The following is a 19879-nucleotide window of genomic DNA, read 5'->3' as shown; positions in this document are numbered from 1 at the left end:
GGGAGAGGTGAGTCTCCCTAGTTCGACTTTTCCATCTCGGGCTGCTGCTCGGACCCTTGCGGCGCGAAGCTCTTGCCCTGGCCGCCGAAATTCTTCTCGATATATTTCTCGAAATATTTCCGTAGCACGGGGAAGTCGTGGGCGAAGCGGAGGAAATCCTTCTTCGCCACGAACAGCACCTCGGTGTCCTCCACCGCCTCGACGAGGCCGGTGCGGAGAAGCGGGCGCACCATCATGCGCTCGCCGACGTGGTCGCCGGGGCCGAGATCGCGCACCAGATGCTCGTCCGTATCCGGGTTGTCGATCTTCAGCTTCAGCTTGCCCGACAGCACCAGATAGAAGCCGTCCAGGATCATGCCCGGCTCGAACACCACATCGCCCTTCCGATAGTGGATGTAGCGGGTGGCCGGCGCGTTGCCCTGGATCAGCACCAGGTTCGGCGGCATGAACGCGTTCAGGATCCAGGTGAACAGCAGCCGCGCCTTGGCCTGGAAGCCCGGGATGAAGGAGAGGTAGAAGCCGCGCCACAACAGCCACGCGAAGAAGCCGGTGAGCTTGAAGCCGTACACGTCGGCCACCGCCTTGGTGGTGCCGAGCGAGGCCAGCGAGCCCTTCGACTTGTAGGCGAACGGCTTCAGCTTCTTGTCGTTGCCCTTGACGGAGGCGAGCAGGTTGAGGGCGAGCTGATGACCTTCGCGCACGGCGAACTGGGCCGTCTGCGGAGCGTAGGCTTGCGGGTCGTCGCCCGGCTCGTCCTCCAGCGGGATAAGGGCCACGTCGCCCAGCGCCCAGACATGGTCGAGCCCGGGCACGCGCATCTCGCGGTCCACCTGGATGCGGCCCCATTTCATGTCGAGGCCGAGCGCCTGGACGAGCTGGCGCGGCCCGTTGCCGATCGTGGCGACGATCGTGCCGGTGGGGATCAGCGCGCCGTTGGTCAGCTCCACGGCGGTGGAGGTTGCCGACTTCGTGCCGACGCCGGTAATCACCTCGATCCCTTCCAGCTTCAGGCGCCGCGCGGCGTAGTTGGCGAGGTCCTCGGCGAAGGTCGGCAGAATGCGGTCGGCATACTCCACGAGGAGTACGCGGATGTCGTCCTTGGTGACATTGGGATAATAGCGGACCGCCTGGTGGATCAGCGCGTTCACCTCGCCCACGGTCTCCACGCCCGAGAAGCCGGCGCCGACCACCACGAAGGTCAGCAGCTGGCGCTTCTGCGCCGGGCTGGTGGCGACATCCGCCATCTCCAGGCAGGACAGCACGTGGTTCCGCAGCTTATGGGCGTCGGCCACCTGCTTCATGGTGAGCGCGTGTTCTGGCAGGCCCGGGAAGCGGCTGAGATCCACCGTCGTGCCGAGGGAGATGATCAGCTCGTCATAGGTCAGCTCGACAGGAATGCGGCTCGATCCCTGGACGACGATCACCGACTTCTTGGCGAAATCGACGCCGGCCACTTCGGCCTGCCGCACCTGCACGCCCGTTAGGAGCTGTCGCAGCGGCACCACGGCATCGGAGGAGTGGATGCCGCCCGCAGCGACCTCCGGCAACAAGGGCTGAAACACGAAATAGTTCGTGCCGTTGACGAGCTCCACATCGACCGTGTCGCGGCCACGTTTCGCCAGGGACTTCGCAGCGAAAACGCCGCCAAAGCCACCGCCCAGCACCAGAACCTTTTTCTTCGCCGAATCTGTCTTAGCCAAAGCTCAATCCCATTTGGCCCCGACCGCTCGGGGCATAGCTTCTCCCAACCGTGTCCAGATAGGTACGCCTATGGCCGTGCACGTCAAGTCGTGCTGCACTGCAACAATGTCGCTGTGGTTGAAAGAACAGAGGCCCAGCCGTCCCTCAGGCTGGGCCTCCAAGGCCGATAGGCCCCACGAAAAGTTGACCGATAGGCCCCGCGAAAAGTTGGCCGATAGGCCCCACGGAAAGTCGGCCGGTAGGCCCCACGTTATCTCAGCGTCTTCGCCGCACCGGTCCGGTGGAGCGCTTGACTCAGTCTGCTCCGGCGAGCGCCGGCTTTTCCCCTTCATGCTTGGCCCCGAGCCGTGCCCAGGCCGGCCGGCGGAACAGGAACATGAGTGGAGTGCGGCGGACGAGGACGAAGAAGATCAGCGGCGTGATCGCGCCGACGGCCGTCACGGTGACCGCCGCCAGCCCGACATCGATCTCCGGCGTCAGATGCAACAGAACGGTCCGTGTCACGGCCATGGGCAGGAAGAAAGCGAGATAGACGACGATGGAGTTCTCGCCGGCGAAGCGGAGCGGGCGCGCCCAGTTCCAGGTCGATAGCAGCGCCGAGAACGCCACCACCGCCATGGCGCCGAAGAACCCGAGGCCAAGCCCGATCAACGGTGCCGCCGAGACGCTTCATAGACCAGCACGGCCTCCAGGAATGCCCAGCCGGCCAGAAGGCCGATGGCTGAGCGCTGGCGCGCCATGACCCAATCGGCGAAGTGGAACACCAGCGGTGCGAAGGCATAGCCCGTGTAGAAATAGATGAAGCGGGTGCAGAACTCGTCGGCCACGATCCAGCCGGTCTCCGGCTGGGCGATCTGCAGCAGGCAGCCGCCGAGAAACATGACCGGCACCGGCACCCGGCGGGTGAGCTTGGCCACCACGAAAAACACCGGCAGCAGATAGATGAACCACAGCGTGCCGAAGGGCTGGATGAAGGCGAGGAGATATTCCTCGACGACCCCGGTCCAGCCGATCTCCTGAGCGAAGCCGGGCGCCTTGAAGGCGAATTGGATGGTGACCCACAGCGCGTAGAAATAGGCGAAATGGACGACCTTCTTGTCGAGATAGGTTCTCCAGTCGCGGTCGATGACCCGCGCGAGGAAGAGGCCGGAGATCAGGAAGAAATCGGGCATGCGAAAAGGCTTCGCGAACGCGACCAGCGCCCCCATCCAGCTGGTCTCGCCCGCCGCAGCCTCCACGCCGAGGGTAGAGTGCATCATCACGACCATGACGATGCAGAACCCTTTGGCGTAATCGACCCAGCCGATTCTTTGTGTATTGCCTTCCAAAAGTCTCCGGCCTCTGCCTCGGCTCCCCCAAAGACGTCGTGGAGAGGAATGCCGTGGAAAGAAACGATGCAGTCCCCGCGTGCAAAAGCCGCGCTAACCTTTCGCTAACCATAAAAGATCGTTGAAAGGCGGGGGTTCTGGCGCAGATGCGCCCCGGGGTGCGATTGCCTTTGCCGCCCGGGCCTGACCCATATCGGCACAGCCCGGACACTCCGTTGTTTCAATGTGGAGCCCGAACTCCATCGCCGATTCGCGTCCGACGGCAAAGCGCTTTCGCTGGAGTTGCGGACACTTCGAGGGCAAATATCTGTGCCGGTATGCCAAATATGACTCTTGAAGTCAGAATTAATAAAACCTAAACGGGTCAATGGGGACGGGCTAGGGGCTTATCGGATTCTCAGCCGACTGCAGTCGGTACAAGCGGATTCCAGGACCACAATCAAATCCGATCCTTGTGCGTGGCGGGCGGGTGCTCGCCCGGGTTTGTGAGCTTTGGGGGGAGATTATGCGTTGTGGTGTGACGGCCGTAGCCGTGGTGTTGGCGAGCTTTGGGGGCAGTTCTCTAACTTCGAATGCGCAAGAGGCAGTGGACGAGAGAGGCTCATCGGAGCCTTCCACCGCTTCTACCGAAAGCCCGGACGTTTCACCGCCGACCGATTTGGTCGATTCCGGCGCCTACCTGCTGCCTGAGGTCGTGGTTGAGGCCGCACCTGCGAAACGCAATGAAAAGAAGCAGACCATGAGGGCCGCGCCCGTGGCCACAACAGCGCCCTCCGGCGCCGGCGAGAGCCAGGGCACGACACCCCTACCCGGTGTCGTGGTCGAAGGCGAGAAGGTGCTCCGCTCTGTCTACGAAACGACCACCAGCGTGAGCATCGTTACTGGGCAGGAGATTACCGACCGGCAGCTCTTCGATCTGAAGGAGGTGCTGTCTCAGCAGCCGAACGTCGTCACCTCCGATGACAGCACTGGCTTCGCGATCCGCGGTCTGAACTCCGAAGGCCTGACCGGTCTGCAGCATATTTCCGGCGTGCCGCTTATCTCCGTCACGATCGACGGCGCCACCCAAAACCCCGATGCCGTGCGCCGCGGCGCCCGCGGTCTTTGGGATATCGACCAGGTGGAGGTGCTGCGCGGACCTCAATCGACTCTGCAGGGACGCAATGCGCTTGGCGGCGCCGTGGTCATCAAGACCAACGACCCGACCTACAAGCGAGAAATTATCGTCGAGGGAACGGCCGGCACCAGCGAGTTGACCACCGGCGGCTTCGTTCTGAACTCACCCATCGCAGCCGGACAGTCGGCCTTCCGCATCTCCGGCTACAGTTTCAATCACGAGCGGGACATCGACTATGCGATTCCCGCCAATGCGGAGATGGGCGAAGACGAGTATTGGAATCTACGCGGCAAGCTGCTGATTGAACCGGACGCGATGCCCAGTCTCAGCGCCTTGTTCACGATTTCCCACACCGTCGACAAGCCCGGCTCATCGATCGTGTCTGCATTGTCCGACGATATGATTGCCACGGAGCAGGAGTTCCTGGAACGCCAGTTCGTACGCTCGGCGGCCTTCACCGATTTTCGCGATGCCACCTCCGACAATTACGTCGCCGATATCGCCTACGACATCAATCCGGACCTGACCCTGCGCAGCGTGACCGCATTTGCCGATACCGAGACCGTGATCAAGACAGCCGCCGGAGCCGCTTTCGCCCGCAATGGCGACTCAACCACCGGCGAGGATTTCACGCAGGATCTGAGGCTGGAGCTGGCCAATGAGGGCAACGGACTCTCCGGCGTGGCTGGGCTGTTTTACGGCTATTTCGAGCGCGGCTCCTACAACGATCAGACCATCTATCTGCCATACTTCTTCGGCGAAGGCCTTCCGCTGGATACGGCTCAATACAGGGACGCCACCCTCGGAGCGGAAACCGAAAGCCTCGCAGCCTATGCCGATCTGCGCTACCGGCTGAACCGCTGGTCCTTCATCGGTGGCGGCCGTCTGCTGCACGACGAAGTAACGACCCACGGCGCGGGCACGGCGCTCAATCTCGACAACCTCTTCGCGAGTTTCTTCGATCCGACGATCAATCCGCAGGAGTCCGTTGCCGAGGACTCTGAAGCGAGCTTCAACGAGTTCCTGCCTAAGCTCGGCATCACCTACGATCTGACGGACAACCAGACCGTGGGCGTCAGCTACAGCAAGGGCTATCGGACGGGCTTCGAGCAGCTGACGCCTGACAACCGCTACGTCACGGTGAAGCCGGAATATCTCGACGACTACGAACTCAGCTACCGCTCGACATGGCTGGACAATACGTTCGACTTCAATTCGAACGTCTTCTTCTACGACTACACCGACCAGCAGGTGACGGTGCTCAACCAGTATTACGGCGTGGCCGAGATCCTCAATGCCGGCAAGTCCCAGGCCTATGGCGCGGAGCTCGAGGCGCGCTGGCGTCCTGTCGAGCCGTTGCAGCTCTTCGCAGCCCTCGGCCTGCTGGAGACCGAGTTCGAAGAAATGACCACCAGCCAGGGCGATTTCGCGGGCAACCAGTTCCCCGACGCACCGCCCGTCACCTTCTCCGCCGGTGGCATGTACCGGTCGGAAATGGGCTGGTTCGCCGGCGCGAACGTCCGGTTTACGGGCGGCTATTTCAGCACCGGAGATCTTTCCAATAGCCCGTTGCGCGAGGTCGACAGCTACGCCGTTGTCGACGCGCGCGTCGGCTGGGAGTGGGAGCGGTTTACGCTGACCGCCTTCGCCAAGAACCTGTTCGACGAGCAGTACCTGACCCAGGTCGATCGCACGAACGCGCCGCCCCTGGCGCCGGCCTACGCCTTCGTCGGCGAGGAGCGCATCGTCGGGCTAACCCTGAATGGGCATTTCTAGCCCGCGGAACGGCGGACACGTCCGAGCTGGCGGCTGTGCCATAAGAGGCTGTCTTCATCGCAGGCGTGAAAGACAGCCTCTCTGCGTCTGGCCCCTTGGCAAATCGCCCGCCAGCGCCTACACCTCACACGCGCCGCGATTGCCCCGAAGCCGGGGCTCCTTTAGTGTCGCGGCTAGGTTCTGTACGCGTGATATCCAAGTGATATCTCAGAGTCGGCATCCAGGCACCCGTAGCTCAGCTGGATAGAGCGCCGCCCTCCGAAGGCGGAGGTCACAGGTTCGAATCCTGTCGGGTGCGCCAGTTTCTCGGTTTAGCAGGTTGCGAGCAGAGCGTCCGACCACGGGCGTCGCCAGTCGCAATTTCAGCTTTTCAACCGCCCTTCTTCAGCGATCACGTGAGCGACCTCGGCGTAGAGTCCGGCGTAGGCGGCGCCTGACCGCCATGCGGCGGCGACGCTTCGGTATTCCGACCAGCCTGCCGGTTCGGCGATCCTGACGACGTCGAGACCGCCCGCACCCGAACGGATATAGAGTTCGGGCAAGAGCGCCAGACCGGCGCCCGAACCCGCCATCTGCTGCAACGCGTCGAGGCTGGTGCCCTCGTAGTCGGCCGAAATCTTGGCTCCCAACGCCTCGCAAATGGCTTCGAGCTGACGGTGATAATGATGCCGATGATCGAGGGTCAGAAACGTCCGGCCGGCGAAGTCCTCGCTTTGGAGTTCATCCGACGCCAGCAGCGGATCGTCGGGCGGGGCCACGATGCGCAGCGGCTCGCGGAACAGCGGCTCGACATGGAGCCCCCTTCCATCGATCGGCATGGGCGACAGAAGCATGTCGAGCTCACCGGACGCGAGCTTGGCTTGCTGCAGCGCCGGGATGCCCTCGCGCATTAGGATGCGCAGGTCCGGATAGCGCTTGTGCAGAACCTTGATGACGCGAGGCATCAGATAGGGGCCGAGGGTCGGGGTGACCCCGAACCGGATCGAGCCGGCCGGCTTCGACGCCACATAAGCGGCCGCGTCGCGGAAGTCCCGTGTCGCACTGAGAACGCCGCGCGCTCCGGCGATCAGCTCACGTCCGCTCGGCGTGAGCTGCATCCCCTTCGGCACTCGTTCGAACAGTTGCAGACCCAGGCGGTGCTCGAGGGCCCGCAGCTGATGGCTCAAGGCCGGCTGGGTCAGCCCAAGCGCGGTCGCCGCTTCCCCCATATTGCCGATCTCGGCGAGCCGGACGAAGATCTCAATCTGCCTGAGCGTGAACATCGCGTCCCATTAGAGAATTTTATCGAGAGGAGGCAAGAGTTCGAATTGGATTATCGCCTCTGGGGGCCTCATGTTCTGTCCATCGAACGATGGAGAGTGTGATGGCCACAACGAGCCCCGACGAAAAAATCATGATCCCCCACCTGCGCAAGCTGTTGCGGGAGCATCGTGCGCTCAACAGATTGATCGACACCACCAAGTCTCCCGGTGCGCGCGAGGAGTTGAAAGCGATGAAGCGCCTCCGACTGCGTCTGAAGGACAAGATCGCGGCGCTCCAGCGGCACTATTATGGGCGCAGCTTCGCAAGCTGACCCTCCGGGCGATGATCCAGCGCCCCCCTTCCCCCTAGTCGGATCGTCGCCCGCCTTTTTCATGACCCGGTGTAGATGATACAGCCAACTCCCACCCAGCGTTTGCGCGAGTTTATCGGCGGCGAGAGCGCCGGCGGCGTCGCCCTGATCGCCGCCGCCGCGATCGCGCTCTGCATTGCCAATTCGCCTCTGCTCGGCACCTATCAGAGTTTCCTCGCCACGCCGGTCAGCTTCACCGCGGGCGATCTTGTCGCGATCGACAAACCGCTGCTGCTGTGGATCAACGACGGGCTGATGGCCCTGTTCTTCTTCCTTGTCGGGTTGGAGGTGAAGCGCGAGATCGTGACCGGCCAGTTGCGGAGCTGGAAGCAGGCTTCGCTGCCTGTCTACGCGGCCCTGGGCGGCATGGTCGTGCCGGCGCTCATCTTCGTCGCGATCAACGCCCGATCGGCGGCGAACCTCGACGGCTGGGCCATCCCCGCTGCCACCGATATCGCTTTTGCGCTCGGCCTTCTCGCGCTGCTCGGCAGCCGTGTGCCGGTGGCGCTCAAGGCCTTGCTGCTGGCGATCGCGATCATCGACGACATCGGTGCCATCGTGATCATCGCGCTGTTCTATACCGAGAACATGAACCTCGCGGCGCTGGGTCTCGCGCTCGTTCCCGCGGCGGGGATGCTGCTGCTGAACCGTATGGGGATAGCGCGCACGATTCCCTATTTCCTGCTGGGCGCCTTCCTGTGGATCTGCGTTCTCAAGTCCGGTGTCCACGCCACGCTCGCCGGTGTCGTCACGGCCATGTTCGTGCCCAACGCCACGGGAGACGAACGGCCGCTCGAGCGGCTGGAGCATGCACTGCACCCCTGGGTGGCGTTCCTCATCCTGCCGATCTTCGCATTCGCCAATGCGGGTGTGTCGTTCGCTGGTGCAGGCGTCGAGGCGTTGCTCGCACCGCTTTCGCTGGGCATCGCCGCCGGCCTTGTCGTTGGCAAGCAAATCGGCGTCTTCGGCGCCTGCTGGATCGCCGAGAAAACGAGGCTCGCGACCATCCCGCCCGAGGTGACGTGGCGGCACCTTTACGGGCTTGCCTGCCTTGCAGGTATCGGTTTCACCATGAGCCTGTTCATCGGCGGTCTCGCCTTCACCGATGCAGGTCAGATCGACGCGGTGAAAATGGGCGTGCTGACTGGATCGCTGATATCTGCCGTCATCGGGATGTCAGTGCTCGCCACCGCGCCGCGCAGGGCGGTCCCAGAGCGCGGCGTGGCAGCCACGGCCTGAGCGTGCATTTGCCTTACCCTGACGCCTTTTCCCGGCAGCGCGTGGCGCCCCGTTCGACGGGACACTCGCTATAGGGGCCGCACGCCTCCTCATCGCAAAGCCGGCACATGGGAAAGCGGTCGTCCTCGACCCTGACGAGCCCCTCGAGCATCCGCTCGACGAAGCCTGAAAGAATGGTCTGTTCCTTCGGCGAAAGCGCGCCAAGCGCGGCGTCGAGGGCCTTGGCGCGTCTATCCAGAATGGAAAGCACGCGGGCCCGGCCGGACCGGGTGAGGTGAAGGCCGAAGGTCCGCCGGTCCTTGCCGCGGCGCTTTTCGACCAATCCGCTGCGTTCCAGCTGTTGCACCGCCCGGACCATGCTGGACTGGCCCCGGCCAAGCTCCGCTGCCAGGCGTTCGATCAGGATGCCCGGGTCCACATGGACGCCTACAAGGATCGCCGGGCCCATGCCGCCGAGACCGGCGACGTCCTCGGCTTGCGCCTGTATGCGGTCGGACAGGGTCAGGGCCAAAGCGCCGAGCGTGTTTGCGGTCTTCGCCGTGGTCATTGGGAGCCTCCGCCCAGCGAAAAGATGGCCTCCAGACAGCGGATGATCTTCCGGCCGTCTGTAAGGTCGGAATCGTTGTCCGGATTGTAGCAGGCGAGCGACATGCCGATCAGATCGGGCGACCAGACCAGCGGCCGCACGAGCTCGGCCAGCTCGGTCCAGGTCAACCCATTCGGCATGGGATAATCGGAGGAGGGGAACTCCTCCTCGTCCAGCACGTCCCAATCGAGATGCAGCCAGAAACGGCCGGGACCGGCGCGCAGATGGGACAGGGCAGACATGCCGGCCGACGCCATCCCGTCGCGCCGCAAGGCATCTGGGGTCCGGCGATAGAGAGAATCTCCGATGTCCTCAGGCATCAGCGACCCTTCGGGCTCGGCGATGTAGTCGTCGCGATACCCCAGCATCGCGACCTCCTCCGGAGCAAGAACGCCGTTCGGCCCAGCGGCGTCCGCCAGCAGGTCTCCAGCGCGCCCCAGCAGGAATGCCATCGGCATGTCGGCGCAATCGCCGGAGAGCGAGGTCTTGCCGTCATAGAGGTCCGCATGCCCGTCGACATAGGCGAGTCCCACATGCCCAAGCGCGTCGCGCGCACCCGCCATGGCGCCGATGATGGGCGCGCAACAACCGCCGACGACCAGGGGCTTGCGCCCTAGGCCGATCTCGCGAGCGACAGCGAAACGCGTCTTCGCGGTGAGGTCGATCACTGCGGGCGCCGCCTTCATCCCGCTAACCGGGTCGCGATCCTTGCTCTCGATGGAGACCGGAAGATCGCCGATATCCGCAACATGGGGCACGACCCGCAAAAGCCCGAGCTCGCGCATGACCCGCGGTCCCCGAGAGGTGCCGTCAGGCGTTCCCTCGCTGTCGACAGGCGCGCCCATGATGCTGAAGTTGTGAACCATGCCGGCCTCCTATGTAGTAAGATCGATGCAGCATGCATCTTTATTGGATTTTTGATTTCGTCAAGCGTTTTCGGGGCGGCGCCGTGAGTCCGGCTCACGTCCGCAGACCTTCATTGTGTGAGCGCGCTGCGATAGGCTTGCAGTCGAACCAAAGGGGAGGACGATCCGTGGCCGACGAAACGGAAAGCGGTGAACGCGGCAACGTGAAAACCGGCGGCTGCCTCTGCGGGAGCGTCCGGTATGAGGTTCGGGGCGAGTTGCGCCCAGTGGTGAACTGCCACTGCTCGCAGTGCCGCAAGACCCACGGCCACTTCATTGGCTACACTTCCGCCGATCGGAACGATCTCGTGCTCGCCGAGGAATCGGGCCTGCGCTGGTACCAGTCCTCGGAGAAGGCGCGCCGCGGCTTCTGCCACCAATGTGGCGCCAGCCTGTTCTGGGAGCCGACGGAGGGCTCTTCGGTCGCGATTTCTGCCGGCACACTCGATGCACCGACGGGCCTCAAGACCGTGCGCCACATCTTCGTGGCGGAGAAGGGCGACTACTACGAGATCGACGACGGCCTCCCGCAGTTTCCTGGCACCATGCGCGGCCACCCGCTTCCGGAGGCATGATGGCAGGTCTAGGCCAGCCGCCCGAGGAAATCCGCACCGAAGCGGTCCGACGGGCCGATTCGCAAGGCAAGCCCGTCTATATCTACCGGGACGGCGAGGAGTGGCGGATCGCGGCGAAGCTCACCGCTCTGCCGCCCGGCGCTCAGAGCTGGGAGTTCCGTCCGACCTCCCACCGCTCGGAGACCGAGAACTTCGGCGGCTGCTGATCGCCCGACTCCAGGCAAAAAAAACTGGGCCCTCGATACGCGAAAGAGCCCAGTTAGTCGGAGGGAGCCTGACTTTTGACAAGTCAGCCTAGAGAACGTTTTCGACCGAAACCTCCACGGCATGCAGGAACGACCGTGCGGAAGAGCGGGCGGTGAGCAGGACGAACCCGTCCTCCCCGTCGCGCAGCACGATCGCCGCCATGTGCTCCATCACCGTCCGCGCGCAGCGGTCGGCCGGAAAGGCGTCCGGATGGAGGTCCAGCGGGCAGATGCGCTCCAAAACGGCGACGACGCTTTCGCCGCCGACCCGAAGCGCCACCCAGACATCGGTCTGGTCGGTCGTGTAGGCAGACCCCGAAAGCGTCTCGGCGAGCCGCTTTTCCGCATCCGGCCTGTCGTGGTTGAAGACCGCGAAGATCTGGCCCGGCGCCATGCCGAGAAATCTCGTCTTGCCGTCTTTCGAAATGGTCACCTTGCCGGGCGCCGGAGGCGTCGTTCCGAAGCTCTTTTGCATGGCGGCGTCGAGGGCCTTGTCGCCGTCCAGCGGCGTGGCGATGGAGACCACCGCCAACCGGGTCAGCTCTTCGACCACGATGCCGTCCTTGTCGGCGCGATATCCGCCCAGCGCAGGCGTAGGATAGAGTGCAGTATCAGACACGGAGACGCTCTCCTTCGGGATCGATGAAGTGGGGCGAAACGATCTCCACCTCGATATCCACATTGGTTGCAGGGCTCACGGCACGGACGATCTCGCCCATGCGGTCGCTGCCGCGCGTGATGAAGCCGAGTCCGATCGAATGGTCGAGAGACGGCGAGAAGGCGACCGAGGTCATCCAGCCTTCGTCATGGGCCATATCGCAAGGCGATCCCTTGGAGAGGAAGTGCCAGCCGGCCTTCAGATGCTGGCTCCGGTCCACGGGACGGAAGCCGACCAGGCGAAGCCCATCGTCCCGGTTCAGATCGGGGCGCTCGGAAAGCGTGTTGCCGATGCAGTCCTTCTTCTTGGAGATCATGCCGCCCATGCCGAGATTCTGGGCCGTGGTCGTGCCGGGCAGCTCCGCGCCCGCCGCGTGACCCTTCTCGATGCGCATCACGCCCAGCGCTTCCGTGCCGTAAGGCGTCACGCCGAACTCCTCGCCCGCCTTGATGAGCGCACGGATTAGGGCATCGCCGTAGCGGGCCGGCACCGCGATCTCGTAGGCGAGCTCGCCTGAAAACGAGATACGGAACAGACGTCCCGGCGTGCCGCCGCAGACCGTGATCTCCGAGCACGCCATGAAGGGGAACCCTTCGTTGGAAAGATCCGTGTCGGTATCGACGACCTTCTGCAGAAGCTTGCGCGAATTCGGACCCGCAACGGCGAACTGCGCCCAGCCGTCCGTGGTCGAGATCAGATGAACGTCGAGATCCGGCCACAGGCACTGGCGGCAGAACTCCAGATGCCGGAACACCGGCCCGGCGTTCGCCGTCGTGGTCGTCATCACGTAATGAGTTTCGCCAAGCCGGGCGGTGGTGCCGTCGTCCATGGCGATGCCGTCCTCGCGTAGCATCATGCCATAGCGCGTCTTGCCCACCGCCAGCTTGGCGAAGCCGTTGATGTAAACCCGGTTCAGGAACTCCGCGGCGTCGCGGCCCTGAATATCGATCTTGCCGAGCGTGGTCACATCGCAGATGCCGACCGAATTGCGGGTGGTCTCGACCTCGCGGTTGACCGTGTCCCGCCAGCTCTTGTCGCCGGGCTTCGGGAAATACTGGGCCCGCATCCACATGCCGACCTCGACGAAGGTCGCGCCCTGCTCCTCGGCCCAGCTATGGCTCGGCGTAAGGCGGTAGGGGCGGAAATCCTTGCCGCGCGCACGGCCGGCGAGCGCGCCGATCGGCACCGGCGTATAGGGCGGCCGGAAGATCGTGGTCCCGGTTTCGGGGATCGACTGGCCGCGCGCATTCGCCATGATGGCGAGGCCGACCACATTAGCCGTCTTGCCCTGGTCGGTCGCCATGCCGAGCGTCGTGTAGCGCTTCAGATGCTCTACCGATCGGAAGCCTTCCTGATGCGCCAGCTTCACGTCCTTTACGGTGACGTCGTTCTGCTGGTCGACCCAGGCCCGCGCCTTGCTCTCCTTCACATAGAAGAAGGGGGTTGCGGCGATCTTCTCGTCGTCGGATTTCGGGGCCGCCTGCGGGGCGGTCTTCATGCCGAGGTCCTTCAAGGCCGCATTGGCCTTGTTGAGACCCTCGGTGAGGGCGGATTTCAGCGATAGCTCGCCATTGGCCGCGCCCGCCACGCTCATGCCGACCGGGATACCCTGATCCGGCACGAAGGCGGCGATGTCCTCGCGCCAGGCAGGACGTCCGCGCTGATGGCAGGTGAGCTGCAGATTCGGGCTCCAGCCGCCGGAGACGGCCAGGCAGTCGACCGGGATCTCCCGACCGCTCGCCAGGGCGATCTGGGTGATCCCCTTTCGGCCATAGGTTCCGGCGACGGCGTCGCCCATGAAGATCTGCGTGTTCGGGATCTGATAGGGCGCGTTGCCCGTGCGCGGATCGATCACCGCGGCGACCTCGATGCCCTTGGCGGAGAGATCCGCAGCCGTGCGCCAGCCGTCGTCATTGCTGGTGAAGATCGCGACTCGCTTGCCGGGTGCGGCGCCCCAACGGTTCACGTAGGACCGCACCGCGCCGGCCATCATGATGCCGGGCCGGTCGTTGTCGCCGAACGCGATGGGACGCTCGATGGCGCCCGCGCATAGGATCGCGCGCTTGGAATAGATGCGCCACAGGATCTGGCGGGGCTTGTCGCCTTGATCGGACAGGTGATCGCGGGCCCGCTCCAGCGCGCCGTAGATTCCGTGATCGTAAGAGCCGTAGACGGTAGTGCGCGGCATCACCCGCACATTGTCCATCTCCGAAAGCTCCTGGACGATCGATTGCGCCCACTCGCTGCCGGGCATCCCGTCGATCTCGTATGTCTCCGAGTTCAGCCGGCCGCCGAGGCGGAAATCCTCATCCGCGAGAATGACCCGCGCGCCCGAAAGCGCCGCGGTCTTCGCGGCCATCAGCCCCGCAGGTCCGGCCCCGATCACGAGCACGTCGCAATGCAGGAAGCCTTTGTCGTAGGTCGACGGGTCCGGCTCGCCGGACAGGGCGCCGAGACCGGCGGATTTCCGGATCAGCGGCTCGTACACCTTCTCCCAGAAGGCGCGCGGCCACATGAAGGTCTTGTAGTAGAAGCCCGCGGACAGGAACGGCGAGAAGAAGTCGTTCACCGCCATGAAGTCGAAGCCGAGCGGACCGCGATGGTTCTGGCTCGAGGCTGCGAGACCGTTATAGAGCTCCGCCACCGTTGCGCGGGTGTTCGGCTCCGCATAGGCGCCGCGGCCGATGGTGAGGAGAGCGTTGGGCTCCTCCGAGCCGGCGGTCAGGATGCCGCGCGGCCGGTGATACTTGAACGAGCGGCCGACCAGCTTGACGCCGTTGGCGACCAGGGCCGAAGCGACCGTGTCGCCTTCGAAGCCCTGGTAGTGCGAGCCGTTGAACGTGAAGTCCAGCGGGGCATTGCGGTCGACGAGGCCGCCGGAGAGGCGGTGAGACTGACGCGAAGCGGTGTTGCTCATTTGCTGCGTCCGAGCGCACGGGCGACGTCCCGAGCCAGCTCGACCTTCGTGATTTCGTGGGTGAGGGTGTTGCGCGTCACGACGAGCCAGGAGCGGTCGCCCTGTTCGTGGAACCAGAGCTCGCGATGCTCGCCCGCCGGGTTGTCGCGCAGATAGAGGTAGTCGTGGAACGCATCGAGCGCGTTCTCGTCCTGCCAGTCCGGACGCTCGATCAGGCATGCGTCGCCGAGATAGACGAACTCTGCCGAGTCGCGCGGTCCGAGAAGAGGGTGGTCGATGATCATGGTCGGAACTGCCTGCTTCGGTGCTGACTAATGGAGGTTCGGTTGGGCGCCCATGCCCTTCTCGTCGATCATCGCGCCGCGCCGGAACCGGTCCAGCCGATAGGCCGCCGCCACCTCGTGGGGCTCGTCCTTCGCGATCAGATGGGCGTAGCAGTAGCCGGAGGCCGGCGTCGCCTTGAAGCCGCCGTAGCACCAGCCGCCGTTGAAATAGAGCCCGTCCACCGGCGTGTGGTCGATGAAGGGGGAGCCGTCCATGGACATGTCCATGATGCCGCCCCAGCTGCGCAGAAGGCGCGCCCGGCCGATCATGGGCATGATCGCCATGCCGCCCTCGCAGACATCCTCCACCACGGGAAGACCACCGCGCTGGGCATAGGTGTTGTAGCCGTCGAGATCTCCGCCGAAGACGAGGCCGCCCTTGTCGGACTGGCTGACGTAGAAATGGCCCGCGCCGAAGGTGACGACGCCCGGAATGGTCGGCTTCAGCCCTTCGCTGACGAAGGCCTGCAGAACGTGGCTCTCGATGGGAAGTCGGATGCCGGCCTTCTCCATCACACGGCTTGAAGAGCCGGCCACGCAGACCGCGACCTTCTTCGCCTTGATCGGGCCGCGGCTCGTTTCCACGCCCGTGCAGACGCCGTTCTTGATCTGGAAGCCGGTGACTTCGCAATTCTGGACGATATCCACGCCGCGCTCGTCGGCGCCGCGAGCATAGCCCCAGGCCACTGCATCGTGGCGTACCGTACCGCCGCGGGGCTGCATGATCCCGCCTTTGATGGGGAAGCGGGCGTTGTCGTAATCGAGGAAGGGGCAGAGCTTCTGCAGCTCGTCGCGGTCCAGCATCACGGAATCGGCGCCCGCCATGCGCATGGCGTTGGCGCGCCGCAGGTAAGCCGCCTGCTGACCGTCATTGTGATAGAGATTGATGATCCCGCGCTGGGAGACCATGGCGTTGTAGTTGAAGTCCTGCTCCAGCCCTTCCCAGAGCTTCATGGAGAACTCGTAGAACGGCTCGTTCCCCGGCAGCAGGTAGTTGGAGCGGATGATCGTCGTGTTGCGGCCGATATTGCCCGACCCAAGCCAGCCCTTCTCCAGCACCGCGACGTTCCGGATGCCGAATTCCTTGGCGAGATAGTAGGCCGTGGCGAGCCCGTGGCCGCCGGCGCCGACGATGACGACGTCGTACTCCTTACGGGGCTCGGGATCGCGCCATTGCGGCTTCCATCCCGTATTGCCCTTCAGGCCTTCGCTGATGATCTTGAATACTGAGTAGTGCATGGCCTGCAACGCTCCGTCTGGTTCAAACCAAACGCTACGATTGGTCGCGGCCGATTGACTTCTCAAATATCGACGGATAGTTACAGGAAATGGTCAAGCGTCCGTCCGAATCTCGCCCGCATGTCGATCTTGAGAAGAGTCGGCTGAGCGAGAAGGAGGCCGATCCGGACGGTCGGCACGAGGCCGATGCCTACCGGATCTGCTTCCTGCTGATCGACGGCTTCGCGCTCATGTCGTACGCGGCAACCGTCGAACCTCTGCGCGCTGCGAACCTGCTCGCCGGGCGGCGCATCTACGAGTTCAGCCACGCAGCGCCCGCAGGCGAGTTCGCCACGAGCTCGAGCGGCGCGCGCATCGATGCCGATGCGGAGATCGGCGTCGATCTCGATTTCGATCTTGTGCTGGTGGTGGCAGGCGGCGATCCCGTCAGCTTCGACGACGAACACACCTTCAGCTGGCTACGGTCTCTCGGCCGCCATGGCGTGCGCCTTGGCGGCGTCTCCGGCGGCCCCGTTATCCTCGCCCTGGCGGGGGTCATGGCCGGACGCCGCATGACCGTGCACTGGGAGCATGCCGAGGCGCTCGCCGAGATCTATCCCGGCCTGCTCATCGAGCGCACCCTCTATGTGGTCGATCGCGACCGGGTTACCTCCGCGGGCGGCACGGCACCCCTCGACATGATGTACGCCCTGCTGGCGGAACGGCAGGGCCCGGCCTTCGCCCGCGCGATCTCCGATTGGTTCATGCATACGGAGGTGCGCCCCTCCGGCGGTCCCCAGCGGTCCGGATTGGTCGAACGTCACGGAACGACCGAGGCTGGCGTCATCCGCGCCATCGAGGCCATGGAGAACCACGTCGCCGATCCGCTGCACTTGGCGCAGCTGGCGACCCTGGCAGGCACCAGTCCGCGGCAGCTCAATCGATTGTTCAAGGAAAGGCTGGGCGTGAGCACCATGGCGTTCTATCGCCGGCTGCGACTCGATGTGGCGAAGAACCTCCTGCAGCAATCCACCTTGCCGCTTACCGATATCGCGCTCGCGACCGGGTTCGCCAACTCGGCGCATTTCTCCAGCGCCTTCCGCGATGTGTGTGGGGTGAGCCCGTCGGCGTTCCGCCGCTCGAAGAAACCGGACGACCGCAGCGTCAGGCCGCCGCCGAGCGCATCAGAGACAGCCGCGCCGTCTCCAGATGCTCCTTCATCAGATTCGCAGCCCGTTCCGGCTCGCGAGCCATGATGGCCTCCAGAATGGCGCGGTGCTGACGGTTATATTCCCGGATCATGTTCTCCGTCAGGGTGATCTCGCGCATCATCGACCATTCCCGTTGATGCCGAACGGAGTTGATCTGCCCCACGAACCAGATCAGCAGCGAGTTGCCGGTGCTTTCGGCAAGCCGAGTATGGAATGCCGTATCGGCGGCGGCGAAAGCGGTCGGATCCTTCGTGCTCGCCTCCATCTTCTCGAGCAGCGAGCCGGCGAAGGCGAGGTCCTTGGGCCGCGCATGGAGAACGGCGAGCCGGCAGATATGCGGCTCCACCGCGAAACGCGTGTCCATAAGCTCCAGAGGCCGCGCGTTCTCGATGATGTCGTTGGAGGGCTCCGGCGGCTCGAAGATCACATAGGCCCCGCTGCCGCGCCGGATCTCAACCAGACCTTCGTCGACCAGCCGGCTTAACGCCTCCCGGACGGTGCCCCGCGCCACTCCGAATTGTTCCGCCATCTTACGCTCTGAGAGCAGCCGCTCATGGGAGGCCAGCCGGCCCTCCTTGATATCCCGCCGGAGCACGGCGGCGAGGTCTGCCGAGCCTGCATAAGTCTCTCCCGAAAGGTTCGGACCGGAAGAAATCTCGTTTTCTGTCTGAGCCAATGTCAATTCCATTTTTGGACCAATAACACGCATTCGGCCGGGCAGGGCCGGAAGTGTCAAGTTGTCACATACCAATCGATTCCGCCGGGCGGAGGCGAGTCGTTCGCGTATTAGTATAGAACCAATTACGAACCAGATCAAGCCTATTCCTACCCACTAAGAGTAAAGTGGACCAAAACTGCTTGATTTTTGGATCACATGCGGACACGATCAACATCATTGTTGCGGATTATTCAACGGCGGTGCCAGAGCGAGACGAGCGCCGCACCGCCAGTTGAAACGGCCAAAAGGGGAGGAACCTGTGTCGTTTCCTGAGCACGCGGAATTCGTAGTTATCGGCGCCGGAATTCACGGTCTGTCAGCTGCCTGGCGGCTCGCCGAGCGCCTCAAGGAGAAGGGCGAAAGCGTAGAGGGCCGCGTCGTTGTCCTCGATAAGGCCGGCATCGCCGCCGGCGCCTCCGGCATCGCCTGCGGTGTCGTGCGCAACAACTACTTCCAGCCCGCCATGCGCAATCTCATGGCCCACTCCGTGGATGTCTGGGAGAGCGATCCGAAAGCCTTCAGCTATCACCCGGTCGGCTACATGCAGATCTCGTGCGAGGCCATGCACGAGGACGTCGCGCAGATCCACCGCGAGCAGCAGGCCATCGGCTACGAGAGCGTCTTCATCGAAGGCGAGAAGGACTCCGCCGACTATATGCGCGGCATCTTCGACGATTGGCAGGCGAAGGGCATCACCTCCGTTCTCCACGAGAAGCGCGGCGGCTACGCCAACAACACCAAATCCATGTACGGCCTGGCCAAGAAGGCCGAGGATCTGGGCGTCCGGATTATCACCGGCACCGAGGTTCAGGAACTGATCACCGAGAGCGGCTCGCCGGCCGTCCGCGCCGTGAAGACCAATCGCGGCACCATCCGTTGCGATCAGCTCATCGTCGGCGCCGGACCTTGGGTGCGCGACTTCTGGGACATGCTCGGCCTGCCGAATAAGATCAAGGTCAAGAGCCCTGACGGCCAGGTCGCCGACGGCGTCGATATGTGGCGCTTCTGGCAGCTGGAGGAGGGCGTCCTCAAGGTCGATCCCGATACGCTCCTGACCAATGACGGAAAGATCCCGCCAGTCATCCACGTCGACACCGACGCGCCGCTGATCTCCGATGTCGACGGCAGTGTCATCACCGAAGACATGTGGGGCATCTACTACAAGCCCGACTGGCATTTCGGCGGCGTCCAGGGCGGTGCGGCACCCTATAAGGTTACGACCCCGGCGGAAGACGTGGCCATCGACCCGTATGGTCCGGCCAGCCCCGAATTCGTCTCGAGCCCCGGCTTCGCGCATATGTGGGTTTCGGCCTTGGCGCATTGCCACAAGCGCTTCCAGGGCTCCATGCCCCGCTACCACCGTGAGCCCTCCGGCGGCATCGGCTGCTTCACGCCGGACTCGTTCCCGGTCTTCGACCGCTTCAACGAGAACGCGACGGTCATCGCCGACTCCAACCACGGCTACAAGATGCTCGGTGTCGGACGCCTCGTGGCCGATGAGGTCATGGGCGACGAGCAGGAGCTTCTGAAGCCGTTCCGTTTCGCCCGCTTCGAAAAGGGAGAGCTGCACCCGACCTCGCACAGCCCGTTCCCCTGGAGCTGAGGTCCCCGAAGTCAATCAAAGAAGGCGGAGCTCCATAAGGGGCCCGCGATCCATAAGGGAGGAAAGCCGTGTCAAAGACGGATATCGAGGAATTTGTAGACGCCCCTGGCCGGGACGAGCTTGTTAAGGAGGTTCGCCGTCAGATCG

The 19879-nt window shown here is 63.9% G+C and carries 16 protein-coding genes, 1 tRNA gene and 1 pseudogene; 8 read left to right on the top strand and 10 right to left on the bottom strand.

The genetic code is table 11. The features are described from left to right. Window positions 1–17 precede the first annotated feature (17 nt). Window positions 18–1700: an FAD-dependent oxidoreductase gene (locus A7A08_RS04405; protein WP_069094339.1), complete on the bottom strand. Its 1683-nt coding sequence runs from the start codon at window positions 1698–1700 to the stop codon at window positions 18–20. Window positions 1701–1995: 295 nt separating this feature from the next. Then, a pseudogene (locus tag A7A08_RS04400) lies at window positions 1996–2969 on the bottom strand (acyltransferase family protein). Window positions 2970–3768: 799 nt separating this feature from the next. On the opposite strand from A7A08_RS04400, the gene A7A08_RS04395 reads away from it, so the two are divergent. Next, on the top strand, window positions 3769–5922 hold the full coding sequence (locus A7A08_RS04395) for a TonB-dependent receptor (protein WP_169822918.1): 2154 nt from the start codon (window positions 3769–3771) through the stop codon (window positions 5920–5922). A gap of 224 nt (window positions 5923–6146) precedes the next feature. Further along, a tRNA-Arg gene (locus A7A08_RS04390) sits at window positions 6147–6223 on the top strand. A 61-nt stretch (window positions 6224–6284) separates the two neighbouring features. On the opposite strand, the gene A7A08_RS04385 is transcribed toward A7A08_RS04390, so the two are convergent. Further along, complete coding sequence (locus tag A7A08_RS04385) at window positions 6285–7184, bottom strand: hydrogen peroxide-inducible genes activator (RefSeq protein ID WP_069094337.1); 900 nt, start codon at window positions 7182–7184, stop codon at window positions 6285–6287. 101 nt (window positions 7185–7285) lie between these two features. On the opposite strand from A7A08_RS04385, the gene A7A08_RS04380 reads away from it, so the two are divergent. After that, the gene (locus A7A08_RS04380) at window positions 7286–7495 is read left to right on the top strand and encodes a DUF465 domain-containing protein (RefSeq protein WP_069094336.1); all 210 of its coding nucleotides are present in this window, start codon (window positions 7286–7288) and stop codon (window positions 7493–7495) included. 75 nt (window positions 7496–7570) lie between these two features. After that, window positions 7571–8773 (top strand): Na+/H+ antiporter NhaA, encoded by a 1203-nt coding sequence (nhaA, locus tag A7A08_RS04375; RefSeq protein ID WP_069094335.1) that lies wholly within the window; start codon window positions 7571–7573, stop codon window positions 8771–8773. Between the two features lie 13 nt (window positions 8774–8786). Here nhaA and A7A08_RS04370 read toward each other — a convergent pair whose 3' ends face one another. Next, a complete protein-coding gene (locus tag A7A08_RS04370; RefSeq protein ID WP_069094334.1) occupies window positions 8787–9320 on the bottom strand; it encodes a MarR family winged helix-turn-helix transcriptional regulator in 534 nt (177 codons plus the stop codon). Then, window positions 9317–10225 carry an arginase family protein gene (locus tag A7A08_RS04365; RefSeq protein WP_069094333.1) on the bottom strand — a complete coding sequence of 303 codons (909 nt, stop codon included), beginning with the start codon at window positions 10223–10225 and terminating at the stop codon, window positions 9317–9319. The genes A7A08_RS04370 and A7A08_RS04365 overlap by 4 nt, the downstream gene beginning before the upstream one ends. Window positions 10226–10392: 167 nt before the next feature. On the opposite strand from A7A08_RS04365, the gene A7A08_RS04360 reads away from it, so the two are divergent. Both A7A08_RS04360 and A7A08_RS04355 read left to right on the top strand, forming a co-directional pair. Continuing rightward, window positions 10393–10839, top strand: coding sequence for a GFA family protein (locus A7A08_RS04360; RefSeq protein ID WP_069094332.1), 447 nt, complete (start codon window positions 10393–10395; stop codon window positions 10837–10839). After that, a complete protein-coding gene (locus tag A7A08_RS04355; RefSeq protein ID WP_141693841.1) occupies window positions 10836–11045 on the top strand; it encodes a hypothetical protein in 210 nt (69 codons plus the stop codon). Before A7A08_RS04360 ends, A7A08_RS04355 begins: the two co-directional genes overlap by 4 nt. Before the next feature lie 88 nt (window positions 11046–11133). Here A7A08_RS04355 and A7A08_RS04350 read toward each other — a convergent pair whose 3' ends face one another. The 4 genes from A7A08_RS04350 to A7A08_RS04335 are packed head-to-tail and all read right to left on the bottom strand — an operon-like array spanning window position 11134 to window position 16221. Next, complete coding sequence (locus A7A08_RS04350) at window positions 11134–11703, bottom strand: sarcosine oxidase subunit gamma (RefSeq protein WP_069094330.1); 570 nt, start codon at window positions 11701–11703, stop codon at window positions 11134–11136. After that, window positions 11696–14659 (bottom strand): sarcosine oxidase subunit alpha family protein, encoded by a 2964-nt coding sequence (locus A7A08_RS04345; protein ID WP_069094329.1) that lies wholly within the window; start codon window positions 14657–14659, stop codon window positions 11696–11698. Before A7A08_RS04345 ends, A7A08_RS04350 begins: the two co-directional genes overlap by 8 nt. Beyond that, the gene (locus tag A7A08_RS04340; protein ID WP_069094328.1) at window positions 14656–14943 is read right to left on the bottom strand and encodes a sarcosine oxidase subunit delta; all 288 of its coding nucleotides are present in this window, start codon (window positions 14941–14943) and stop codon (window positions 14656–14658) included. Before A7A08_RS04340 ends, A7A08_RS04345 begins: the two co-directional genes overlap by 4 nt. A gap of 27 nt (window positions 14944–14970) precedes the next feature. Beyond that, entirely contained in the window at window positions 14971–16221 is a 1251-nt protein-coding gene (locus A7A08_RS04335) for a sarcosine oxidase subunit beta family protein (protein WP_069094327.1), read from the bottom strand. Between the two features lie 89 nt (window positions 16222–16310). Here A7A08_RS04335 and A7A08_RS04330 point away from each other — a divergent pair, with 89 nt between their 5' ends. Further along, the gene (locus A7A08_RS04330; RefSeq protein WP_069094326.1) at window positions 16311–17456 is read left to right on the top strand and encodes a GlxA family transcriptional regulator; all 1146 of its coding nucleotides are present in this window, start codon (window positions 16311–16313) and stop codon (window positions 17454–17456) included. On the opposite strand, the gene A7A08_RS04325 is transcribed toward A7A08_RS04330, so the two are convergent. Continuing rightward, the gene (locus tag A7A08_RS04325; protein ID WP_245290813.1) at window positions 17365–18087 is read right to left on the bottom strand and encodes a FadR/GntR family transcriptional regulator; all 723 of its coding nucleotides are present in this window, start codon (window positions 18085–18087) and stop codon (window positions 17365–17367) included. The two genes, A7A08_RS04330 and A7A08_RS04325, sit on opposite strands and share 92 nt — an antisense overlap. 301 nt (window positions 18088–18388) lie before the next feature. Between A7A08_RS04325 and A7A08_RS04320 the strand changes: the two genes are divergently transcribed. Then, window positions 18389–19732: an NAD(P)/FAD-dependent oxidoreductase gene (locus tag A7A08_RS04320; RefSeq protein WP_069094325.1), complete on the top strand. Its 1344-nt coding sequence runs from the start codon at window positions 18389–18391 to the stop codon at window positions 19730–19732. The last annotated feature ends 147 nt before the right edge of the window (window positions 19733–19879 follow it).

The sequence above is a fragment of the Methyloligella halotolerans genome (genome assembly GCF_001708935.1).
Lineage (GTDB): Bacteria > Pseudomonadota > Alphaproteobacteria > Rhizobiales > Methyloligellaceae > Methyloligella > Methyloligella halotolerans.
The sequence above is the reverse complement of the archived record's forward strand: the minus strand, read 5'-3'. Positions and strand labels throughout refer to the sequence as shown.